This window comes from Aeromonas sp. TW 6, from assembly GCF_013168745.1.
In the GTDB taxonomy this organism is placed as follows: Bacteria; Pseudomonadota; Gammaproteobacteria; order Enterobacterales; family Aeromonadaceae; genus Aeromonas; species Aeromonas caviae.
This window is the reverse complement of sequence record NZ_JABERS010000006.1, coordinates 133,001-150,166: the sequence shown is the minus strand read 5'-3', so window position 1 is coordinate 150,166 and position 17,166 is coordinate 133,001. Positions and strand designations below refer to the sequence as shown.

Below are 17,166 nucleotides of genomic sequence, written 5' to 3'. Positions count from 1 at the left end.
GATTACGACGACATCCTTGATGCCTGCACATCGGCCTGGAAGCACTTTATTGCCGATGTGGAGCGGGTGATGTCACTTTGTAGCCGAGATTGGATAAAACTGACCTAATGTTTAATCCGATTGGTATCAGGCACCCCAGGCGGTGGATCCGGTGCAGCAGGTACGGGCCGCCCAGCTGGCCCAGCGGATCTTAAGCGAGGTGCTGCAAAAATCCTTCGATGAGCACTCGGATCACAACGGCGGCCGTTTTCGCTGCGGCGAGACCGTCGGCACCCCTGCGGTGACCTATCCCCCCTGCACCGCCAGCGCCGACTACGGCCCGGAGGGGGGCGAGACCCGCCCCTATGCCTTCAACGACGTGGACGATTTCGACACCGGGGGTCACTGGGTGGACGCCAACCTGTTTACCCAGACGGATGCCGAGGGCGTCAGCGACCAGGAGTATCGCCACTATCAGATCAGGATCGCCGTCACCCCGGATACCCTGTTTGGCAGCACCGGGCCAGGGGCCGAGTCTATCGGCAAGCGCGTCGCCCTGACAGTGCGTCTGCCGGATGAGAGCGAGCTGGCGTTTGCCCTCTATCGGGGGAACTACTGATGGACCAGCCGCACTCCCGTGATGCCGCGTTCGATGACGCAGCTGTGACCACACCCCGTTACCGCGTCCGATCAGGCTTCGCTCATCGAGCCTGCGCCCAACCTGGGCGGGGGCGGGGCTTCACCCTGGTGGAACTGGTGATGGTGATCCTGCTGCTCGGGGTGATGGCGACCTTCTCCAGCCAGTTTATCGGCATCGGCACCCAGATCTACGGGGATGCCAGCCGCCGCGAGCAACTGATGAGCGATGCTCGCTTCGCCATGGAGCGGCTAAATCGGGAGTTGCGCGATGCGGTGCCCGGCTCGGTGCAAGTGGAGGCTTCTAATAGTGGGGGACAAGGCGCCTGCCTGCGCTTCTGGCCCATTGCCACCGTCAGCCGTTATCTGAGCCTCAATAAACCCGTTGCAGAAGGCCTCGAGCTAACGCTGGTGGCTTCATCCGCCAGTGAACTTCCTACTTATAAAGATTGGGCCGTTGTGTATCCCATCACAGGAGATGGAGGCTTAGAAACGGGATGCGTCTATGGCGACTGTGTGGCGGCTGTGAAGGTGCCGCCACCGAACGCAGTGAACGGGATAGGGACTGTAGTGGTGGATAGGGTATTTGATGGGGAATCTCCCGCCAAACGCATCTATTTTGCCAACCAGCAGGTGCGTTATTGCATTGACGCCCAAGGTGCCTTGATGCGGTACAGTGGATCCGCACCCGTCCTGATGGCAGAACATATTCGGCCCACCGAATCCTATTTCTATCGGGATCCCGCGGCCTTCAGCCCGAGCGAGGTGGGGCTGCGGCTAGTGTTTGAGCAGCGCGGCGAGAGCGTCAGCTTCAACCACAAGCTGGAGGTGCTCAATGTTCCTTAAGCCGCTCCCCACCAGTAGGCGGGCCCAGCGCGGCAGCGCCATCATGATAGCGCTCTTCGTCATCGTCATCATGGCCTTGCTGGCGGCGGCCATGGGCCGCTTTTTGGTGGACAGCGGCGAGAAGAATACGGTCGAGGTGCGTGGCGTGCGGGCCCTGATGGCGGCCCAGAGCGGACTGGAGATAGCGCTCTATCGGCTCTATCCCAATGGCAGTTGGAATGCCAGTGCGAGTGGCGGAAGCGAGCTGCGCTGTGTTGCCACTAACCCCCCTCCTACCCCAATTACCTTCCCCCCGGATCCAGGTCTGATTAACTGCCAGGCACGGTTGTTTTGCACAACTGTGGTCGTAAGTGCGGCCGGAACCACCCAGACCGGCTACCGGCTTCGCAGCGAAGGGCGTTGCGGCGATCAGGATCTGAACAGCCCGAACCCGGATTTTGCTGTTAGCCGAACAGTGGAAGCGGAAGCCTTTGATGGAGACATACCTTGAGACAGAAGCGTGCTGGTGACGGTTCACCCTTGAGTCTTCGGGAGTCTGCGACGGCCCGGGCTTGGGTCCGCGCTATCCTCTGCGGCCTGTTGGGGTTGTTTAGCGGTATGAGTGGCGCCTTTGATGCCATCAATACCAGCACCTATTTCCCGGCCGTGGTGCAGGGGCATCATGGGGTGGAGGCAGCGGCCTGTACTAACGTGCCCAATCCTCAGTTGAGCGAAGTTAATCAGCCAAAAATCAATGGTACCGGCGGCAACAAGCTGGCGTTTTGCTCCATCAGCGCTAACCAAAACAACACCAAGAACTGTGACGATGGCCAAGGGGGTTACAAGGTCTGCGCCGTCACGGGGCGGGATATTGCTGGGCTCAGCCTGACAGGGAACAATGCTTTCCCCACCAATGGCTCCACGACGGATCTCGCCTGTACCAACAACGGCAGCGCGGCGTTGAGCCAGAAGGACTACCGCACTGTCACCAGCAGTGGTTGTCAGCTGACGATGACCGCCCAGCCCGGTTACCAGGTCAAGAGCCTTACCATGAGCAATGGTGGCACCCTGACCCTGGGACCGGGAGATCACTTTTTCGAGACGCTTTCCCTCGATAGCACCACCATCAAGTTGCAGAGTGTGGATCAGGCGTTGACCCGGATCTTCGTCAAGAATACCCCTACCTTGCAAAACAATTTCTCGCTCAATGCGGGGGGCAAGCAGAACCTGATCTGGGTCAGCTACGGCGACTTCGCCATGCAGAGCGGCTCTTTTGTTGGTTACCTCTATGCGGGTGGCAAAGTGACCCTGAGCAACCAAGCGACCCTGACTGGCCGGATCACGTCTAGAGCATTGGAAGTCAGGGATAATAGCGTGATCAACAAGGGAGATGCAGTGCTCCCATCGTCCACCTGCAAAAACATCTTTACCGATCCCCCCTCTGGGGGGGTCATCATGACCCCTCCACCCGGCATACTGGAGCCGCCGCTCGGCGATCTCAGCTGCGAGGAGAAGAAGGGGGTGACCACCTGCACGGGGGCACCGAATAACAGCAACGTCTTTGCGCCTGGCGATCACGACTTCAATCGAGGCAGCTTCGGAAATGACGCTGCGCTGGTTACCACCGGCGTGACGGCACGGCTCTATTTCAACGAACTCACCTTGAACAATGCCCAGCTCAACGTGGGTGGTGCACCGGAAAACCTGCTGATCTATGTCAAGGGTTTGCTCAACGTGGTGGGCCAGGTCCGTATCAATGGCATCCTCTATGTAGCGGGCGACGTCAAGATGACCGGTAATTCGGAGCTGAGGGGGGCAGTTGCCGCCGGCGGCAGCGTCGATCTGGGCGGCAGCAACAACTTCCAGTTTGTACAAGATGCGGTCGACAAAGTCGATTTTGGCGATATCACCTGCGGCGGCGGCTCGGGGGGAAGCCAGCTCGATCACTTCGAACTCTCCCATTCCGGTCAGGCGCTCACCTGCAACCCCGAGACCGTGGTCATCAAGGCCTGCGCCAACGCGGGTTGTTCCCAGCTCGTCACCGAGCAGGTCAGCGCTACCCTGAGCCTCTCTCCCAGCTCTGGCAGCAATGGCTGGGTCGGTGGCAATCAGGTGGTCTTCAGCGGGGGCTCGACCTCGGCCCAGCTGCGTAATAATACGGCCAGTGCCGTGACCATCGGGGTCTCAAGTTCGACCCCCGGCTTCCTCCATGGAACCCTGTGCCGGGCGGGTAGCGGGGCACTGAGCGCCGCCGCCTGTACCTTGAGCTTCGCCGACAGCGGCTTCATCTTTGACGTGCTGGACACCCTGGCCAACAGACCCCAGCAGGTGCAGCTCAAGGCGGTCAGGAAAGACAATGTGACCCAGCAGTGCGTGCCGAGCTTCGCCAACGTGAGCAAAGCCGTCAGCTTCTGGAGCGACTACGTCAGCCCGGCGACCAACACCTTCGGCAGCAGGGTGATGGTCAACGGCAGCGCCATCGCCACCGCGCAGGGGGCGGCCACCCTCAGCAACCTGAGCTTCGATGCCAAAGGGGAGGCGACCCTGACGGTCAGCTACCCGGATGCGGGCCAGATGCGGCTCAACGCCCGCCACGATGGCAGCGGCGACACGGCGGGTCTGGTGATGACGGGCTCGGATCTCTTCGTCAGCCGCCCGGTCGGGCTCTGCATCACCCCTGCCCAAGGGGCCTGCACGGCAGGGGATGTCAGCTGTCCGGTGTTCAAGAAGGCGGGCGATGACTTCCAGCTGAATATCGGCGCCGTGGCCTGGCAGGCCGATAACGACAGCGATTTTTGCAGCGGCAATCTGGCGACCCCCAACTTCACACTGGCCAAGATAGCGCTTGGCAGCCAGCTGGTGGCCCCCAAGCCCGGGGTCGAGGCGGTGGTCAGCAAGCTGAGTTATGACCATGCCATCACGGCCAGCAACAACCTCAATGCCGTCACCCAGTCGCTCAACGAGGTCGGAGTCTTCCAGATGACGGCGACACCGCCGACCTCAGGCTACTTCGGTTCCACCATTCCCGCCGCCACCAGTGTGCCGGTGGGGCGCTTCGTGCCCTGGGATTACAGCTTAAGCGGCGGCTTTATCACACCTGCCTGTAACATCTTTACTTATATGAGCCAGCCCTTCCAAAGTGGTTTTATTATCAAGGCTCGTAACAATCAGGGAGTAACCACGCAGAATTATAAAGAGGGCTTCGCCAAGGGAATTGCACAGATGGTCGCGGCCAATGCCCTCGACGGGGTGGACCGTTCAACACGCTTCTCCATGTCTCCCTCTCTGAGCTGGATCGATGGCGTTGCCACGGTGGATCAGCGGGATAATACCCGATTTGATCGGGGGGCAGCCCCGGAAGAGCCGCTCTCCCTGCTTGATATCGGCCTGCGAATGGATGACAAAGACGGGGGGGAAACGGTACTGACAGGGGCTGATATGAACCCCGGCGTTGCGGGGGGATGTCAAGGGGTTGGTTGTAACGCCATTCGGCTGGGAACTCAGGAGCTGCGTTACGGCCGAGTGCTGGCCAGCACCAGACAAGGGGTCGCCAGCGCCCCTCTGATGCTGCCGTTGCAGGTGCAGTATTTCGAAGGAGCGGCGTGGAAAATCAACCAAGCGGATGTTTGTACACAGCTATCTCTTGCCAAAGGAGGTTTTGTTCCATTGGATCCGACGCACAAGATCAGTCTCAATAATGGTTCTTATGAGGTCACGGGTCAGGTACCAGGAACCATGCCGCCGCAATCTTTCAGTAGCACTTTGACGCTCAGTGGTCTGGCTGCGCCAGCCAGTGTAGCGACGGCAAACAAAGGTGAGATCCTGTTTCATTTCTCTGCGCTAGTACCAGTACCAAATAAAGTTGTTGGCATCCCCTACAAGGTGGAATTGTCGAAACAGCCGTCACGGCCACTCTGGCTGTCGGATCCACTTACTCAGGCGGGGGAGGCCATTTTCGGCTCCACTCGAGGTAACGATCGCATTATTTATCGCCGCGAAGTGATGCCCTGACACCCGGGCTGACACGGGGAGATAGACGCATTGCTGTACAGTGGCGTCTTATCTCCTTGTTTCGTAGTGTTTGTCGGCCTGAGCGGGTGAGTGATGACTCGCATTTTTGTCGCGCCTGATTGATTGGCGACAGTTTGAGCGCTTGCCCATTGGGGTGGGCATTGGTAAAGTTAGCCGGTTTTCTGCACCTCCAAATTCTTAGGATTTCCCGTAGCCATGTTCAAAAAGCTCAGAGGCGTCTTTTCCAACGATCTGTCGATCGACTTGGGAACTGCCAACACCCTGATCTATGTAAAAGATCAAGGGATCGTCCTTAACGAACCCTCAGTTGTCGCCATTCGCCAAGAGCGCGGGAACGCCAAATCGGTCGCTGCTGTCGGTCATGCCGCCAAGCAGATGCTGGGTCGTACCCCGGGTAACATCTCCGCCATTCGCCCGATGAAAGACGGCGTGATCGCCGATTTCTACGTGACCGAGAAGATGCTGCAGCACTTCATCAAACAGGTTCACGACAACAACTATTTCCGCCCCAGCCCGCGCGTGCTGGTGTGCGTACCCTGCGGCTCCACCCAGGTGGAACGTCGCGCCATCAAGGAATCCGCTCTGGGCGCCGGCGCCCGCGAGGTTTACCTGATCGATGAACCCATGGCTGCCGCCATCGGTGCCGGCCTGCCGGTCTCCGAAGCGACCGGTTCCATGGTGGTGGACATCGGTGGCGGTACCACCGAAGTGGCCATCATCTCCCTGAACGGCGTGGTCTACTCCCAGTCCGTCCGTATCGGTGGCGACAAGTTCGACGAAGCCATCATCAGCTACGTGCGTCGCAACTACGGCAGCCTGATCGGGGAAGCCACCGCCGAGCGCATCAAGCACGAGATCGGCTCCGCCTATCCGGGCGAAGAGGTGCGCGAGATCGAAGTGCGCGGTCGCAACCTGGCCGAGGGTGTGCCCCGCAGCTTCACCCTGAACTCCAACGAGATCCTGGAAGCGCTGCAAGAGCCGCTCTCCGGCATCGTCTCCGCCGTCATGGTGGCCCTGGAGCAATCCCCGCCCGAGCTGGCGTCCGACATCTCCGAGCGCGGCATGGTGCTGACCGGTGGTGGTGCCCTGCTCAAGGACATCGACCGTCTGCTGATGGAAGAGACCGGCATCCCGGTCGTCGTGGCTGAAGATCCCCTCACCTGTGTCGCCCGTGGCGGTGGCAAGGCGCTGGAGCTGATCGATATGCACGGTGGCGATCTGTTCCACTACGAATAAGACCCAAAGCCGGCCGAGCGCCGGCTCTTTTTTGACGACTCATGAAACCCATCTTCGGTAGAGGCCCTTCGCTTCAGTTACGGTTGTTTCTCGCCGTCATCATCTCCGTCGCTGCCATCGTCGCGGATTCCCGCTTCGGTGTGTTCAGCCATGTCCGCGTTTATCTGAGCTCCCTGGTGAGCCCGCTGCAATACATCGCCAACGCCCCCGGCACCCTGCTCGACACCATGTCGACCCAGGTGCAGACCCGCGCCGATCTCATCGAGCAGACCAAGCAGCAGGAGCAGCAACTGTTCACCCTGCGCTCGCGCCTGCTCAAGATGGATCAGCTGGAGCACGAGAACCAGCGGCTGCGCGAGCTGCTGGGGTCGCCGGTACACAAGGAGTCCCGCAAGATGGTGGCCGAGCTGCTGTCGGTGGATTCCGACCCCTTCAGCCATCAGGTGCTGATCAACAAGGGGGCGCTGGATGGCGTCTACAACGGCCAGCCGGTGATCAACGATCAGGGGGTGGTCGGTCAGGTGCTCCACGTGGGCTCCACCACCAGTCGCGTCCTGCTCATCACCGACTCCAGCCACGGTATCCCGGTGCGGGTGCTGCGCAACGACTTGCGCGCCATCGCCTCCGGCAGCGGCGAGCTGGACAAGCTGGAGCTGCGCAACCTGCCCCGCAACACCGACGTCCAGGTCGGCGATCTGCTGGTCACCTCGGGCCTGGGCGGCCGCTTCCCGGAAGGTTATCCGGTGGCGACCGTGACCCGCTCCGACTACGTGGAGGGCAAGCCCTTCGCCCAGATCGAGGCCAAGCCGCTGGTGGCGCTGGACCGTCTGCGCTACCTGCTGCTGCTGTGGACCGACAAGAAACCGGAAGTACACGACAAGGATGCCCTTGAGCCTGCGGCGAGCGCCTCGGCGGCCACGGCAACCTCGGCGGCGGGGGCGACGCGCTGATGCTGCAACCCGCCAGCGGCAGGATCTGGATCTGGTGTTCGATCCTGCTGGCCCTGTGCCTCTCCATCCTGCCGCTTCCCTTTCAATTCGAACCCTTCCGTCCGGACTGGCTCGCCATGGTGCTCATCTACTGGGCGCTGGCGCTGCCGCACCGGACCAACGTCGGCACCGCCTGGGTGGCGGGCCTGCTGCTGGACGTGCTGCTCGGCAGCACCCTCGGCGTGCGGGCCATGGCCATGGCCATCACCACCTACCTGGCGGCCTTCCAGTTCCAGAAGATCCGCAACTTCTCCCTCTGGCAGCAGGCGCTGATCATCGGTCTGCTCTCCCTGGTGGGGAAGATCACCGTGTTCTGGGCGGAGCATCTGTTCAGCCGGGCCAGCCTCAACTTCGCCTACTTTTGGTCGACGTTGACGACGATGTTAATATGGCCCTGGATTTTTATGGTCTTGCGCAAGGTGCGGCGTCGCTTCAATATCAAGTGAATGTGAATAAAAACAACGCATTGTAACTGCGCATCGTCTCATTGAGTGAAGTATGAACAAGCACAACGAACTGCAACTCTATCTCGCCTCGGGCTCCCCCCGCCGGCACGAGCTTCTGACCCGCCTGGGCTACCGTTTCGAGGTCCTCAAGCTGGATGTGCCGGAGCTGCGCAACGACGGTGAGAAGCCCCAGGATTACGTCTGCCGGCTGGCCCGCGACAAGGCCATGGCCGGTGTGGCCGCGGCGCCGACGGCGCTGCCTGTGCTGGGGGCCGACACCATAGTGGTGCTGGGGGAGCGGGTGCTGGAGAAACCCTCCGACCTGCTGGACGCCAAAGACATGCTGGAAGCCCTCTCCGGGCGGGTACACCAGGTGATGACGGCGGTGGCCCTGGCCACCCCGGAGCGGTGCGATGTGCGGCTGGTCACCACCAACGTGGCGTTTCGCAAGCTGGACGAGGCCGAGATCGAAGCCTACTGGCGCACCGGCGAGCCGTGCGACAAGGCGGGCGCCTATGCTATCCAGGGCATTGCCGGCAAATTCGTCAGTCGCCTCGAGGGGAGCTACAGTGCCGTGGTCGGCCTGCCCCTGCTGGAGACGGACCTGTTGATCAAGCAGCACCTCGAGCAGACCCGGTAATCCTCTCGTCAGCAGTGCGCTGCTGAGTTACCCGTTGTTCGTCGTGCCAGAATTCAAAACTAGAAAGGCAAGGTAACTTATGTCGGTAGAACTGCTGGTAAACGTCACCCCCTCCGAAACCCGGGTCGCCCTGGTCGAGAACGGTCTGCTGCAGGAAGTGCATGTGGAGCGTCAGGCCAAGCGCGGCATCGTGGGCAACATCTACAAGGGCAAGATCAGCCGCGTGCTGCCCGGCATGCAGGCCGCCTTCGTCGACATCGGCATGGACAAGGCCGCCTTTCTGCACGCCTCCGACATCGTCCCCCATACCGAGTGCGTGGCGATCAAGGAGAAGGAGCAGTTCCAGGCCGGCAACATCGCCGAACTGGTGCGCCAGGGGCAGGACATCATGGTACAGGTGGTCAAAGACCCGCTCGGTACCAAGGGGGCCCGCCTCACCACCGACATCACCCTGCCATCCCGTTATCTGGTCTTCATGCCGGGCAGTGCCCACGTAGGGGTCTCCCAGCGCATCGAATCCGAGGCGGAGCGCGAGCGCCTCAAGCGCACCGTGGCCGGCTATGTGGACGAACTGGGCGGCTACATCATCCGCACCGCCGCCGAAGGGGTGGGGGAGCAGGAGCTGGAGCAGGACGCCGCCTTCTTGAAGCGCCTGTGGCGCAAGATCCTCGAGCGCAAGCAGAAGTATCCCCCCTGCAAGATCCTCTATGAGGATCCCAGCCTGGCGTTTAGGGTGGTGCGTGACTTCGTCGGTGCCGAGCTCGACAAGATCCGGGTCGACTCGCGCCAGAGCTTCGATCAGCTCAAGCGCTTCACCGAGGAGTACGTGCCCGAGCTTGCCAACAAGCTGGAGTACTACACCGGCGAGTCGCCGATCTTCGATCTCTACGACGTGGAGAACGAGATCCAGCGGGCCCTGGAGCGCAAGGTGGAGCTCAAATCCGGCGGCTACCTCATCATCGACCAGACCGAAGCCATGACCACGGTGGACATCAACACCGGGGCCTTCGTCGGCCATCGCAATCTGGAAGAGACCATCTTCAACACCAACGTCGAGGCCACTGCCGCCATCGCCCGTCACCTGCGCCTGCGCAACCTCGGTGGCATCATCATCATCGACTTCATCGACATGCAGTCCGAGGATCACCGTCGCCGTGTGCTGCACAGCCTGGAGCTGGCGCTGGCCAAAGACAGGGCCAAGACCAACGTCAACGGTTTCTCCCAGCTCGGGCTGGTGGAGATGACCCGCAAGCGCACCCGGGAGAGCCTGGAGCACGTGCTCTGCGCCGAGTGCCCCGAGTGCAAGGGGCGTGGCCGGGTCAAGACGGTGGAGTCGGTCTGCTTCGAGATCCTGCGGGAGATCATCCGGGTCAACCGCGCCTACGACGCGGATCAGTTCACCGTCTATGCGGCCCCCTCGGTGGCCGATTACCTGCGGGGGGAGGAGTCCCACAGTCTGGCGGAGCTTGAAGTCTTCATCGGCAAGCAGGTCAGGGTGGTCTCCGAGCCGCTCTGTGGGCAGGAACAGTTCGATGTGGTGATGATGTAATTGGTCTATCGCTGGCTGAGTCGGGGCTGGTTGGCCCTCGGAGTCTTCTTCGTGCTGCTGGCCGTTCTGGTCAGCGTGGTACGACTGGGCGGCCCTTTGCTCAACCAGCACCGGGCGGCCGTGATAGGGACCCTGCTCGGGGAGAGTCAGCTCGAGGTGAGCGTGGATCACGTCGGGCTGGAGTGGACTCCCCGCGGCCCGGCCATCGGGCTGGAAGGACTGGCCATCGCCCCCGATTCGGGGCGTTTCTCCCTGCGCCTTGGCAAGGTGTGGGCCCACCTCGACTTCTGGCGCTCCCTCAACGAACTCAGACCGGTGTTTGGCCAGTTGATCCTGAGCGACGGCAACATCGCGCTGGACATGACCCAGCCCGCCACCCCTGTCAGCGGGAAGAGCGCGAACCAGCAGGAGGCCCTGCTGCGCTTCCTGCTGACCCAGCTCTCCACCTTCGACATTCACGACACTCGCCTGAGCCTCACCACGGCACTGGGGGAGGTGCGCGCCCTCGACATCGCCCAGTTGCGCTGGCAGAACCGCGGCAAGCGGCATCAGGGGGTCGGCAAGGCCTATCTCATCAACGGGGTGGGGGAGAGCACCCTGGACCTCATCATCGATGTGGATGCTCCCGAGGTGCGGCTCGACCGCCTCAAGGGCCAGCTCTATCTGGGGGCCAGCGAGCTGGACATCAGCCCCATGCTGGCCCGGATCCACGCCGGCGCGCCGCCGGTGAGCGGCCAGCTCGACTTCCAGCTCTGGAGCGAGTTCGAGAAGGGCAGGCTCGGCAACTCCCTGCTGGCCTTTGGCAACAACCACCTGATCTGGAAAGACGAGATCAAGGGGGAGCCACACCGCCTCGACCTGCAGGGAGGCAAGATCCAGCTGCGCCGGGACGGCGAGGCGTGGCAGCTCGCCAGCCACGACGTCACCTTCAAGCTCGATGGCGCCACCTGGCTGCACAGCCGCCTGCAGCTCGAGCGCATCGGCTCGCGCATCCAGGGTTATGTGCCCGCCATCGATCTCGACCAGATTGCCAACCTGAGCCAGCTGGTCTCCGGCCTCTATCCCGAGCTGACCGAGACCCTCAAGCGCACCCGGCCAAGAGGCCAGTTGCAGGAGCTGGTCCTGCAGGCCGACGGGGACTGGCAGGGGCTCTCTTTGCAGGGGCAACTGCGCGGCTTCGGGACCCGGGCCTGGCACGATGTGCCCGGTCTGCAAAAGCTGGACGGTGACTTCTGGCTGACCCCGAACGGGGGGCGTGCCCGCCTGACCCTGGGCAAGGGCAAGGTGGATCCGGCCCGCCACTTCAAGGAACCCATCCCGGTGGACAGCCTGGGTGCGGCCCTCGACTGGTGGCGGGCGCCGCAAGGCTGGGTGCTCTATGGCCAGGACATTACCCTGGACAACCCGGATCTGCGCCTCGCCAGCCGGTTTCGCCTCGAGCTGTTCGAGCACCCCTTCCTCGCCCTGACCGGGCGCATCGACGTCAAGAACGCGGCCCATGCGGATCGCTACTACCCCCTGGCGGTGATGGATGAGGGGCTGGTGAGCTACCTGAGCGGCGCCATCAAGGGGGGCAAGGCCAAGGGTGCAGACTTGCTCTGGTACGGCGAATTCCGTGACTTCCCCTACGACAACGGCAAGGGCGTCTTCCAGGTGGCGGTGCCGCTGCAACAGGCCACCTACGAGTTTTTCCCGGGCTGGCAGCCGCTGACCGACCTGCAGATCGATCTGCTGTTCCAGAACGCCAGCCTCGACATGAACAGCCGCGCCACCCAGCTCGGCAAGGCCAGCTCCGACTCGGTGCACGCCTGGATCCCGGACCTCTATCCGGGTGCTCACCTCTACGTGGATGCCAGGGTTGAGGGCGAGGGCAAGGCCATCAGCGACTATTTGCAGGACTCGCCGCTGGGGGGATCCGTCGGTCAGGCGCTGCGGGAGGTGGAGATCCGCGGCCCCATGAAGGGCACGGTGAAGCTCGACATACCGCTGGATGGCGAGGGGGAGGTCAAGGCCAGCGGGGAAGCCAGCTTCAAGGACAACAAGGTGAGGATCGCCTCCCTGGATCTACCCCTCGACGGGGTCGCAGGGACGCTCGAGTATGACAACGAGCAGACTCGCATTCACAACCTCAAGGCCAGCCTGTGGAACCAGCCGCTGACCCTGGATTATCAGGGGCGGCAACTGCCCCACGGCTATCAGGCCGATCTCAAGTTCCAGGGGCAGTGGGACAGCCGCCGCCAGCGCCGGGACATACCGGCCCTCGAGATGCTCCAGGGGCGCAGCAACTGGTCGGGTACCCTGGGGCTGACCCTGCCCGAGAACAAGGCGTTCAGCTTCCAGCTGGCGCTGGACTCCAACCTGCAGGGCATGGGGCTGGATCTGCCTGTGCCCCTGACCAAGGCGGCGGGTACCCGGCTGCCCCTCAAGGTGACGGCCCGTGGGCGGGATGGCAGCGCCGACATCCGCGCCGTGCTGGGGGCGGACATCGACATGCAGAGCCGCCTGGTGTACGGCGACGGCGTCCCCTACCTCAGCCGGGTGCGGGTCAACATCGGCCAGCCCGGGGCGCGGGTGATGCAGGACAAGCCCATGCTGCTCGCCATCAACCAGCAGCAGGCGGACGTGGCCGGCTGGCTGGCTCGTCTCAAGCAGTGGCTGCCGGCCGGTTCGGCGCCGAGTGACAATGCGGTGGTGGGCCCCTCTTTCTTGCCCCAGGAGTGGTGGGTAGATGGCCAGCTGGCCCGTGCCGACATCGGCAGTGCCAGCCTCAAGGCGGTGCACTTCACCCTGGGGCCGGTGAACCAGGCCACCGAGGTGATGATCGACAGCCCCGACGTGATGGGGGTGGTGCGGGTGCCGGTGGCCGATGGGCGCCCCATCGATGCCAAGTTTGCCCGCATCTACTGGTCCGGCAAGGGGACCGATCTCAGCCCGGATCCCGATGAGCGCCAGGACAGGGCCATCATGAATGCCATTCCCTGGCTCACCTTCAGTTGCGTGGATTGCCGCTTCGGCGAGCTGCCCCTGGGTGAGGTGAAGGGGGAGCTGCTGCCCGGGGCCAACCGGCTGGATCTCAAGGGACTGGAGATGCGCCTGGCGGGCAGCACCCTGCGCGGCAGCGCCGAGTGGCTGGCCCGTGGCAGCCAGATGCAGACCCGTGCCAGGGTGAACCTCGAGACCCGCAACAGCGAGCTCCTGCTCAAGCGGCTTGGCTATACCTCGCCCATCGGGGATGCCCCGGGCAAGCTGGCGCTGGATCTGAACTGGCGTGACGTGCCCTACCGCCTGAGCCTGCCGACCCTGGCGGGCAGCGCCGACTACCAGCTGGAGGGGGGGACCCTGCGGGAGGTCAACGACAAGGGGGCCCGACTTCTCTCCCTGCTGAGCCTCGACTCCCTGATGCGCAAGCTGCGCCTCGATTTTCGCGACGTCTTCGACAAGGGCTTCTATTTCGAGTCCATGTCCGCCTCCGCCAAGGTCAATCAGGGGGTGGTGGAGAACAACGATTTCTACATGAAGGGGGCCGCGGGCAACCTGCGGGGCAAGGGCATCGCGGATCTGGTGCGCTGGCGGCTCGACTTTGATCTGAGCTTCTCCCCCAACCTGGGCGGCACCCTGCCGGTGGTGGCGGCCTTCTCCCTGACCCCCATCACCGGGCTCTATGTGCTGGCCCTCTCCAAGCTGCTGGAGCCCGTGGTGGACGTGGTGACCCGCATCGATTTTCGGGTCTCCGGCCCGCTGGACGCCCCCAGGCTGGTGGAGGCGGGGCGGGATCGCGCCCGCATCAAGCTCAACCAGCACCAGAAGGAGGCGGTGGATGCGGTGGCGCCCGGCCTGCCCGCCAAGGAGGTCACCCCCTTCCTGCTCGATCCCAAGCATCAGGGCTCGGGTCAGCGCTGAGGGCATGCACCGGGCTGGGGGACTTTCCCCCGGCCGCCAAACCCCTCATAGTGCAGATATTGCCCGCGAGCCGAGAAGGCCTTGTGTCACCGGTCACCGGCTCGCCCAACAGAAGAGTGCGGATATTGCCCCGCGAGCCGAGGAGGCCTTCCGTCACCGGTCACCGGCTCGCCCAACAGAAGAGTGCGGATATTGCCTGCGAGCCGAGAAGGCCTTGTGCCACCGGCTCGTCCAACAGAAGGAGCGCGTCATGTGGCTAGCCGCCATGCAGTTGATATCGGGTCGAACCTGGCAGGATAACCGGGAGCGGATCGCCGCCGAGCTGGCGAGTCTGCCCGGGGAGCGCCCCTTGCTGGTGCTGCTGCCGGAAAACTTCGCCCTCTTTGGCGAGCGGCAGGGGTATCTGGACGGGGCAGAGCCATTGGGAAATGGCCCAATCCAGCAGCAACTCTCTGATTGGGCCAAATCCCACGGCATCTGGCTGGTGGCCGGGGCCATGCCCACCGCCATCGCCGATGCCGACCACATCCACACCAGCACCCTGGTGTTCGATCCCGACGGCGAGCGCAAGGGCCACTACCACAAGATCCACCTGTTCGACGTGGATGTGGCGGACAATCACGGCCGCTACCGGGAGTCGGAGACCTTCAGCCCGGGTGATCAGCCTGTGCTGGTGGACTCCCCCTTTGGTCCCCTCGGCCTCTCTATCTGTTATGATCTGCGCTTTCCCGAGCTGTACCGCCAGTTGGCCCGGGCCGGTGCCCGGGTGCTGCTGGTGCCTGCCGCCTTTACCGCCGTCACCGGCGAGGCGCACTGGGAGCCCCTGCTGCGGGCCCGTGCCATCGAGAACCAGTGCTACGTGGTGGCCGCCAACCAGGGGGGCACCCACGAGACAGGGCGTCAGACCTGGGGCCACAGCATGGTGATCGACCCCTGGGGCCGGGTGCTGGCCTGTCGGGCGTCGGGGCAGGGCACTGTGCTGGCGCCGCTGGATGGGGCCCTGGTCGATGAATTGAAACGCACCATGCCGGTGCTGCAACACGCCCGCCTGTTGTGAGCCCGCGGCCGTGGATTTAACCGTTACGACATCTCGCATGAGAGTGGAGAGAAAGATTTGAGTCTATTGAGCCAGGTTAGTGCCTCCCTGTTGGCCCCGAACGATCTCGACGAAGGGCGGCTGCAACAGCTGCTCGGCAGCTTGATGAGCCATCAGGTGGAGTTCGGCGACCTCTATTTCCAGCGCAGCTGGCACGAGTCCTGGATGCTGGAGGACGGCATCGTCAAGGATGGCAGCTACAACATCGATCAGGGGGTGGGGGTGCGCGCCGTCAGCGGCGAGAAGACCGGTTTCGCCTACTCGGACGAGCTGAGCCTACTGGCGCTGCAACAGTCGGTGACTGCCGCTCGCGGCATCGCCGCCGCCGGTGCGCAGGGCAAGGTGAAGGCGTGGGCTCGCACCGAAGCAAACCTGCTCTACCCGGTGCTGGATCCCCTGCAGACCCTCGACAAGCAGCAGAAAATTGCCCTGCTGGAGCAGATGGACAAGTTCGCCAGAAGTCTGGATCCCGCCATCAATCAGGTGATGGCCTCCATCAGCGGGGTCTATGAAGAGATCCTGGTGGCCGCCACCGATGGCACCCTGGCCGCGGACGTGCGCCCGCTGGTGCGCCTCTCGGTGACCGTCATCGCCGAGAAGGGGGATCGCCGTGAGCGCGGCAGCGCGGGGGGCGGTGGCCGCTTCGGTTACGACCATTTCCTCGAGCTGGACGGGCTCGAGAGCCGGGCGTTTGGCTATGTGCGCGAAGCGGTGCGTCAGGCCCTGGTCAACCTGGAGGCCATCGACGCCCCGGCCGGCACCATGCCGGTGGTGCTCGGTGCCGGCTGGCCCGGTGTGCTGCTGCACGAGGCGGTGGGTCACGGTCTGGAAGGGGACTTCAACCGCAAGGGCTCCTCCGCCTTTGCCGGGCGCATCGGCGAGCAGGTGGCTTCCAAACACTGCACCATCGTCGATGACGGCACCCTGCCGGGTCGGCGCGGCTCTGTCTCCATCGACGACGAGGGGACGCCGGGGGGCTACAACGTGCTGATCGAGAACGGCATCCTCAAGGGTTACCTGCAGGACAAGCAGAACGCCCGCCTGATGGGGGTACCGCTCACCGGCAACGGCCGCCGCGAATCCTACGCCGCCCTGCCGATGCCGCGCATGACCAACACCTACATGTTGGCGGGTCAGTACGATCCAGCGGAGATCATCGCCTCGGTGAAGAAGGGCATTTACGCCCCCAACTTCGGTGGCGGTCAGGTGGACATCACCTCCGGCAAGTTCGTCTTCTCCGCCTCCGAGGCCTACCTCATCGAGGATGGCAGGATCACCGCGCCCATCAAGGGGGCGACCCTGATCGGCAACGGCCCCGAGGCGATGAGCCAGGTTTCCATGGTGGGCCGTGATCTCGCGCTGGATCGCGGGGTCGGGGTCTGCGGCAAGGAGGGGCAGAGCGTGCCGGTCGGCGTCGGCCAGCCCACCCTCAAGCTGGATCAGCTCACCGTGGGCGGTACCCAGTAAGGCTCACTCGCCCTCTCGAACCCCGGCCCAGTGCCGGGGTTTTTTATTGGCCGGAGAAAAGGCAACAAAAAGCCCCGGACAGGGCCGGGGCTGGTGAAGGGGGCTCGGATCAGTTGACCGAGATGGCGCGGGCGTCGATGAAGAAGCGGGCGTGGCCGTGGTCATCCACCCTTATCTGGGCGAGCAGGCGATCCTTTCGCTTGAACTCCCATTCTGTCTTGATCCGGGTCAGCGCGGGGCTGGCGGCACCGACCACATTCAGATACTCATGAAACAGGCTGTAGCTTCCAATCTCGGTCAGCATCTTTTCCATTTGCATATCTCCTCAAGTAATGGGCTCAGCACATGCCACGCTAGCGGCAACCTTCTGA

12 protein-coding genes and 1 pseudogene are annotated in these 17,166 nt (G+C 63.2%); 12 read left to right on the top strand and 1 reads right to left on the bottom strand.

Annotated features, from left to right (window positions below):
• Window positions 1-127: 127 nt before the first annotated feature.
• The 12 genes and pseudogenes from HKD46_RS04940 to tldD all read left to right on the top strand — a co-directional run.
• Window positions 128-598: pseudogene (locus HKD46_RS04940) on the top strand (MSHA biogenesis protein MshD); the annotation flags it as partial.
• Window positions 598-1,461, top strand: coding sequence for a PilW family protein (locus HKD46_RS04935; RefSeq protein ID WP_113978235.1), 864 nt, complete (start codon window positions 598-600; stop codon window positions 1,459-1,461). The pseudogene HKD46_RS04940 and the gene HKD46_RS04935, both read left to right, overlap by 1 nt.
• The gene (locus HKD46_RS04930) at window positions 1,451-1,951 is read left to right on the top strand and encodes an MSHA biogenesis protein MshP (protein ID WP_372587656.1); all 501 of its coding nucleotides are present in this window, start codon (window positions 1,451-1,453) and stop codon (window positions 1,949-1,951) included. The genes HKD46_RS04935 and HKD46_RS04930 overlap by 11 nt, the downstream gene beginning before the upstream one ends.
• A gap of 107 nt (window positions 1,952-2,058) precedes the next feature.
• Window positions 2,059-5,451: a DUF6701 domain-containing protein gene (locus HKD46_RS04925; RefSeq protein WP_113978236.1), complete on the top strand. Its 3,393-nt coding sequence runs from the start codon at window positions 2,059-2,061 to the stop codon at window positions 5,449-5,451.
• A 216-nt stretch (window positions 5,452-5,667) separates the two neighbouring features.
• A complete protein-coding gene (locus HKD46_RS04920; protein ID WP_005308111.1) occupies window positions 5,668-6,708 on the top strand; it encodes a rod shape-determining protein in 1,041 nt (346 codons plus the stop codon).
• Window positions 6,709-6,749: 41 nt separating this feature from the next.
• Window positions 6,750-7,658 (top strand): rod shape-determining protein MreC, encoded by a 909-nt coding sequence (gene mreC / locus HKD46_RS04915; RefSeq protein ID WP_029313545.1) that lies wholly within the window; start codon window positions 6,750-6,752, stop codon window positions 7,656-7,658.
• Window positions 7,658-8,143 carry a rod shape-determining protein MreD gene (gene mreD / locus HKD46_RS04910; protein WP_010672635.1) on the top strand — a complete coding sequence of 162 codons (486 nt, stop codon included), beginning with the start codon at window positions 7,658-7,660 and terminating at the stop codon, window positions 8,141-8,143. Before mreC ends, mreD begins: the two co-directional genes overlap by 1 nt.
• Before the next feature lie 52 nt (window positions 8,144-8,195).
• On the top strand, window positions 8,196-8,783 hold the full coding sequence (locus HKD46_RS04905) for a nucleoside triphosphate pyrophosphatase (protein WP_010672636.1): 588 nt from the start codon (window positions 8,196-8,198) through the stop codon (window positions 8,781-8,783).
• A 79-nt stretch (window positions 8,784-8,862) separates the two neighbouring features.
• Window positions 8,863-10,332 carry a ribonuclease G gene (rng, locus tag HKD46_RS04900; RefSeq protein WP_010672637.1) on the top strand — a complete coding sequence of 490 codons (1,470 nt, stop codon included), beginning with the start codon at window positions 8,863-8,865 and terminating at the stop codon, window positions 10,330-10,332.
• The gene (locus HKD46_RS04895; RefSeq protein WP_171864986.1) at window positions 10,333-14,232 is read left to right on the top strand and encodes a YhdP family protein; all 3,900 of its coding nucleotides are present in this window, start codon (window positions 10,333-10,335) and stop codon (window positions 14,230-14,232) included.
• Window positions 14,233-14,482: 250 nt separating this feature from the next.
• Complete coding sequence (locus HKD46_RS04890; protein ID WP_171864985.1) at window positions 14,483-15,289, top strand: carbon-nitrogen hydrolase family protein; 807 nt, start codon at window positions 14,483-14,485, stop codon at window positions 15,287-15,289.
• A 57-nt stretch (window positions 15,290-15,346) separates the two neighbouring features.
• On the top strand, window positions 15,347-16,795 hold the full coding sequence (gene tldD, locus HKD46_RS04885; RefSeq protein WP_171864984.1) for a metalloprotease TldD: 1,449 nt from the start codon (window positions 15,347-15,349) through the stop codon (window positions 16,793-16,795).
• A 109-nt stretch (window positions 16,796-16,904) separates the two neighbouring features.
• On the opposite strand, the gene HKD46_RS04880 is transcribed toward tldD, so the two are convergent.
• On the bottom strand, window positions 16,905-17,108 hold the full coding sequence (locus HKD46_RS04880) for a hypothetical protein (RefSeq protein WP_171864983.1): 204 nt from the start codon (window positions 17,106-17,108) through the stop codon (window positions 16,905-16,907).
• Between the last annotated feature and the right edge of the window lie 58 nt (window positions 17,109-17,166).

Excerpts from the sequence above, each read along its gene's own strand:
- HKD46_RS04935 (WP_113978235.1), top strand. The coding sequence starts at position 598 with ATGGACCAGCCGCACTCCCGTGATGCCGCGTTCGATGACGCAGCTGTG.
- HKD46_RS04930 (WP_372587656.1), top strand. The coding sequence starts at position 1,451 with ATGTTCCTTAAGCCGCTCCCCACCAGTAGGCGGGCCCAGCGCGGCAGC.
- HKD46_RS04925 (WP_113978236.1), top strand. The coding sequence starts at position 2,059 with ATGAGTGGCGCCTTTGATGCCATCAATACCAGCACCTATTTCCCGGCC.
- HKD46_RS04920 (WP_005308111.1), top strand. The coding sequence starts at position 5,668 with ATGTTCAAAAAGCTCAGAGGCGTCTTTTCCAACGATCTGTCGATCGAC.
- mreC (WP_029313545.1), top strand. The coding sequence starts at position 6,750 with ATGAAACCCATCTTCGGTAGAGGCCCTTCGCTTCAGTTACGGTTGTTT.
- mreD (WP_010672635.1), top strand. The coding sequence starts at position 7,658 with ATGCTGCAACCCGCCAGCGGCAGGATCTGGATCTGGTGTTCGATCCTG.
- HKD46_RS04905 (WP_010672636.1), top strand. The coding sequence starts at position 8,196 with ATGAACAAGCACAACGAACTGCAACTCTATCTCGCCTCGGGCTCCCCC.
- rng (WP_010672637.1), top strand. The coding sequence starts at position 8,863 with ATGTCGGTAGAACTGCTGGTAAACGTCACCCCCTCCGAAACCCGGGTC.
- HKD46_RS04890 (WP_171864985.1), top strand. The coding sequence starts at position 14,483 with ATGTGGCTAGCCGCCATGCAGTTGATATCGGGTCGAACCTGGCAGGAT.
- HKD46_RS04880 (WP_171864983.1), bottom strand. The coding sequence starts at position 17,108 with ATGGAAAAGATGCTGACCGAGATTGGAAGCTACAGCCTGTTTCATGAG.